Genomic DNA, 5,005 nt, shown 5'->3' with positions numbered 1-5,005 from the left:
ATTTAACCATGTGTGATTAATCAAAGCAGAATCGGTTATAATTAATGTTATGAAGAAGAGGATTATCGTAGTCGATGACGAGCGGGATATCGTGGAGCTGCTCTCCTACAACTTAAAGAAGGAGGGGTTTGACGTAGAGTGTTCTTATGATGGCGAGGACGCACTGAAGAAGATAAAGGGCGCCGGATTTGATTTAATCCTCTTAGACCTGATGCTTCCCGGCATCCAGGGGATGGAGCTGTGCAGGATGCTCAAGGGCACGGAGCAGACGGCCTCGATCCCAATCATAATGCTGACGGCAAAGAGTGACGAGGTCGATAAGGTGCTTGGCCTTGAGATGGGTGCAGACGACTATATAACCAAACCCTTAAGCAACAAGGAGCTGCTGGCCAGGGTAAAGGCAGTGCTCAGGCGGACAGGTCAGGTAACTACGGCACCCCAAAACATCCTCAGGGCCGGTGACATAGAGCTGGATGCACAGACGTATATGGTCAGCAAGAAGGGGGTGAGCGTTAACCTTAGCGCAACGGAGTTCAGACTCCTGCACTACCTGATGCAGAGACGTGGGAGGGTTTTGACACGGGACATGCTCCTGGATGCCGTCTGGCGGGATGAGGCCTACGTGGAGCCGCGCACGGTGGATGTCCATATCAGAAGACTGCGCGAGCAAATAGAAGATGACCCGGCAAGACCCGTGTATATCAAGACGCGCCGGGGAATCGGATACTACTTTGAGGACAATCTGTGAACCGGAGACAACTCATAAGGTGGACAGTAGCGGTCAATGTCATGATGGCGCTGTCGGTTGTGGCCTTTCATATCAGTGTCACCATGCTGACAAGAGGCGGGGCGGCAGAGCAGGGCAATTCCGGAGAGTTTTCCCTGCATGTTACGTATGTGTTTGTTGGTCTGTCGGTCTTATGGGATATTGTTATTGTGTCTTTCTTTGTGAGGCATTACAGACAGAGGACGAGATTCCTCAAGGAGACCAGAGAGTTTTCCGAGATGGTGTTGCGTGGTGTTTTTCCTCTGCGATATTTTTTTTCGGGCTATCCCGACCTTGCCGAGGCCTATACGGCGTTAAATGATATCACCAGAAACCTTATGGAGAAGTTCAGGCAGACCGAGGAGGAGCGTGCACGGCTTGACGCCATAATCCAGAGTATCCCCGATGCGCTGCTTATACTTGATAACAAGCATGAGGTCGTATTCTTAAACGACAAGGCATTTGAGTTGTTCCGCTGTAGCGGGACGTTCAAAAACCGGTCGTTGATGGAGGTGATACGGAGCCTGGAGCTGCTGACAATGCTTGAGCGGGTGAAGCAGCTTGACAGTGGTGAGCTTGCCGAGGTCTTTCTGGACTACCCGGTGGAGAGGTATGTGCGAGTGAGGATGTCTCCATTTTACAGAGGCAATGACCTGATCGGTATAGTCATACTCCATCAAGTTCACCCAAAGTGGCGGCATAGAGATTGGCACCAACAGGGATAATAACGGCGACGTGTACCTATTTGTGCGGGATACCGGCGTTGGGATTGCCAGGCGCTTCTTGTCCAGGCTTGGTGAGAGGTTTTTCAGGGTAGACCCCTCACGATCGCGACAACTCGGTGGAACCGGTCTGGGGCTGGCCATCGTTAAGCACATAGTCAAGGCCCACGGCTGGCAACTGAAGATAGAGAGTGAAGAGGGGCTTGGCACAGTGGTTAAGATGTTGATAGTTTAGCTTGTGTTTAAAAATCAAGGCTGCGCAGTATGGGGTCAAGGGGTCCGTGACCCCTTGCAGGGGAGGTCTGAGGAGGGGGCAGAGCCGCCCTCCTTTTTCTTTTTTGTAGCATTTATGACGGAGAACAAATTTACCGTGGGGTCAATTAAATTTTGCTTGACAAACCCAAAAATATATGTAATAATAACTCCGTAGTTTATGCAGTGGGCGGGTAGCTCAGTTGGGAGAGCACAGCCCTTACAAGGCTGGGGTCACAGGTTCAAGCCCTGTTCCGCCTACCATAAGTTACATGCGTTAGCCGTGGAATAATATGGCAAACGAGAGAGATTAGCAGTGGGGCGGTAGTTCAGCCGGTTAGAACGCTGGCCTGTCACGTCAGAGGTCGCGGGTTCGAGCCCCGTCCGCCCCGCCATTTAATAATTGTCAGTCGGTGAGGCAATACTCCCCTCACAGGGGAACGGTTGGCCACCCCCACAGCAATACATGACAGCAACACACGACCCCTTATGATACAAAAGATCGAAGATAACATTTTCCTGCAGACGGAGCTCTCTTCTTTCCTAGTGTGTGGAGACCCGGGATGCGATGGTTACAATACAAAAAACGTAGTGGTCTTTGAAGAGATACTGCGTATGGAGGCAGACCTTGCTGTTGTGTTGGGCGACCTGGTCCCCGTTGGGACGGAGAAGTACTTCAGACAATTTATAGATATTGTCAACGCCAATGCCAAGACGCCCGTGTTCTGTGTAGCCGGAAATCACGATGTAAAGGAGTATGACCGCTTCCTGGGCAGAAAGGATTATTTCATCAAGGCCCCCAATGCCCTGTTGCTGATAGCAGACAATTCACGGAGATACTTCACAGATGCCACCATACAGTTTATCGAATCAACCTTGCGGGAACATGCCGGTGACAATGTCTTTGTCATGTTTCACATCCCTCCGCCCAATCCCTTCATACAAAACAACATCGCCGCAGAGGAGTGGGATAAGCTCAAGCGGGCAACCAATGAATATAGAGAGAGCATAAGGCTGATATTTTGTGGACACGTACACTCGGCCTTTGATTATAAGATTGACGGCTATCGGGTAATTGTTACGGGTGGTGCAGGGTCAAGGCTTGATCCTATTGAGAACACGTGCCTGAAGACTAATGTTCATCACACCTTTAAGATGGTCTACAAGCATGGCAAGTGGTCACCGGAGGTAACGGATATATTCTTTGAGAGGACCACCCCCGTATATGACAAGGATGGCGCCGACAGAGAAATACTTGAGGGATTGATGGCGGCATTTTCGGGGGAATCTCAGGCGCACAGAAAGTACCTCCTCTACGCCGAAATAGCCGGAAACCATGGCCTGCTCGGCATGGAAAAATTATTCAGGGCACTGAGTGAATCGGAATTTATACACGCAAAGAACATGCTCATCGCCTCCAATGAGTTGGGCAATACCAGGGCAAACATCGTCAGTGCGATAGAGCGCGAAAAGGAAGAATTCACCCAAATATATCCCGCCTACCTGGAGGCCTCAGGGACTAATAGCTCCAAGAGGGCCTATACTGCGGTCAGTGCCGCCATGGAGGCAGAGAGGGTTCACCATGCCATGCTGTCTGAGGCGCTTGATAAATTAACCGATGGCATGGATATCCCTGTTGAGAAATATCACACCTGTACCCGATGTGGCTATACACACAGGGGGGAGAGGGCACCCAATATCTGTCCGGCGTGTGGGACGGATATGTTCAAGTTCACGGAGGTCTTGTAAGCAACAGCGATTTCAGCGCCAACCCTGTTGCAATCTTAAAGTGCTATATTTAAAGAAACTCCGATGAAAGTCCTTTTGGTCCAATCATACCTGGGTGGTGCTGACAGGGGTGAACACCCGCGGAGGGCTATCTTTCCGCTGTCTCTGGCCTGCCTCAAGGCCTCACTGACCGGACACGAGGTGATGACCTTTGACACAAACCTCTACCACGCCCCATGGGATAGCCTCAGAGATATACTCCGGCAATTTTCTCCGGATGTGGTGGGCATTTCAATCAGGAACATAGACTCTACCAATAAGTCGGAGGGCGTTTTCTACTACGCATATATAAAGGAAACACTGGACGTCATAATAGCCACAACCCCCGGAGCCAGAATCATAGCAGGTGGGGCGGGATTTTCCATCTTCGCCAGACAGATCATGGAGGACGAACCAAGGATCGACTACGGCGTCTTTTTAGAGGGAGAGTCCGTCCTGCCGCTGCTCCTGGATAATTTCGATGACCCCTCGGTGGTACCCAACGTCTTTTACAGAAGGGACGGACAGGTGTGCTATTCCTTCGGTGGGGTTGCGCCGGACTTTGACGCCCTGCCACTGCCTCGGCGCTCCGGGATGTCGGTGGAGCGATACGGGGAGGGCACCATAGGGGTGGAAACAAAGCGGGGTTGCGGCATGGGGTGCATCTACTGTGTCTATGGCTTTTTAAATGGCAAAAAGATGCGTCTGCGTTCTCCCCGCAGGGTGGTGGACGACATACAGGGGTTGGTTGAGGACTCTGGTGTGAGACGGTTTACGTTTGTTGACTCCATATTCAACGTCCCGCAGCAACACGCCGAGGATATCTGCAACGAGCTACTGCGCAGACAACTTACGGTTAAGTGGTCGGCGTGGTTTAGCGAAAAGCACCTGACACGGCAGTTCCTTGAACTTGTTGTCAGGGCGGGTTGCAGCAATATAATATTTTCACCGGATGGTTTCTCCGAGCACTGTCTGCGTCGGCTTGGAAAGAACATCACGATGAGAGACATCCTCAGGGCCTATGGTATCGTCAGGGGGCTGGACGGGGTGGAAATTGGTTACAACTTTTTTAAGAATCCCCCGGGGCAGAGCTTTGATAACTTCATCTCTACGATAGCCTTTTTCCTGAAAGCCAAGGCACAGATGGGCAACCGCGTACACTTTGAGTTTAACACCCTGCGGATCGAACCCCACACCCGACTCTATGAACTGGCCCTGTCGCAGGGCATTATTAAGGCAAACGACAACCTCCTCTACCCCACGTACTACAACAATCCCACAACTGCATATACCGAAAATGTCTTCAACACCCTCATGAGTATAAAAGGGCTCTTGTCAATTTAAGTGTGCAAATAATACTAAGTTGCATTCTAAAGAGGTATGTTATGTTTCTATGGTTTCGCACTTTCTGGATTCCTGCTTACGCAGGAATGACACAGATGGGCGCAAAATACCATTTCTTGTCATTCCCGTGAAAACGGGAATCCATTTTCAAAAA

5 protein-coding genes and 2 tRNA genes are annotated in these 5,005 nt (G+C 50.7%); all 7 read left to right on the top strand.

Features of this window, described 5'->3' with window-relative positions; genetic code table 11:
* The first annotated feature begins 49 nt into the window (after nucleotides 1-49).
* The 7 genes from HWQ67_RS12855 to HWQ67_RS12825 all read left to right on the top strand — a co-directional run bounded on the left by HWQ67_RS12855 (nucleotide 50) and on the right by HWQ67_RS12825 (nucleotide 4,851).
* The gene (locus HWQ67_RS12855; RefSeq protein ID WP_218253090.1) at nucleotides 50-748 is read left to right on the top strand and encodes a response regulator; all 699 of its coding nucleotides are present in this window, start codon (nucleotides 50-52) and stop codon (nucleotides 746-748) included.
* The gene (locus HWQ67_RS20245) at nucleotides 745-1,491 is read left to right on the top strand and encodes a PAS domain-containing protein (protein WP_218253089.1); all 747 of its coding nucleotides are present in this window, start codon (nucleotides 745-747) and stop codon (nucleotides 1,489-1,491) included. Before HWQ67_RS12855 ends, HWQ67_RS20245 begins: the two co-directional genes overlap by 4 nt.
* The gene (locus HWQ67_RS12845; RefSeq protein ID WP_218253091.1) at nucleotides 1,442-1,723 is read left to right on the top strand and encodes a sensor histidine kinase; all 282 of its coding nucleotides are present in this window, start codon (nucleotides 1,442-1,444) and stop codon (nucleotides 1,721-1,723) included. The genes HWQ67_RS20245 and HWQ67_RS12845 overlap by 50 nt, the downstream gene beginning before the upstream one ends.
* Nucleotides 1,724-1,928: 205 nt before the next feature.
* Nucleotides 1,929-2,004: transfer RNA gene (locus HWQ67_RS12840), tRNA-Val, on the top strand.
* A 54-nt stretch (nucleotides 2,005-2,058) separates the two neighbouring features.
* Nucleotides 2,059-2,135, top strand: a tRNA-Asp gene (locus HWQ67_RS12835).
* A gap of 151 nt (nucleotides 2,136-2,286) precedes the next feature.
* Nucleotides 2,287-3,489, top strand: coding sequence for a metallophosphoesterase (locus HWQ67_RS12830; protein ID WP_218253088.1), 1,203 nt, complete (start codon nucleotides 2,287-2,289; stop codon nucleotides 3,487-3,489).
* Nucleotides 3,490-3,552: 63 nt separating this feature from the next.
* Entirely contained in the window at nucleotides 3,553-4,851 is a 1,299-nt protein-coding gene (locus HWQ67_RS12825) for a B12-binding domain-containing radical SAM protein (protein ID WP_218253087.1), read from the top strand.
* Nucleotides 4,852-5,005: the final 154 nt, after the last annotated feature.

Origin of the sequence: Candidatus Magnetobacterium casense, assembly GCF_019173545.1 — a bacterium.
GTDB lineage: Bacteria > Nitrospirota > Thermodesulfovibrionia > Thermodesulfovibrionales > Magnetobacteriaceae > Magnetobacterium > Magnetobacterium cryptolimnobacter.
This window is presented reverse-complemented; position numbering and strand designations above follow the sequence as displayed.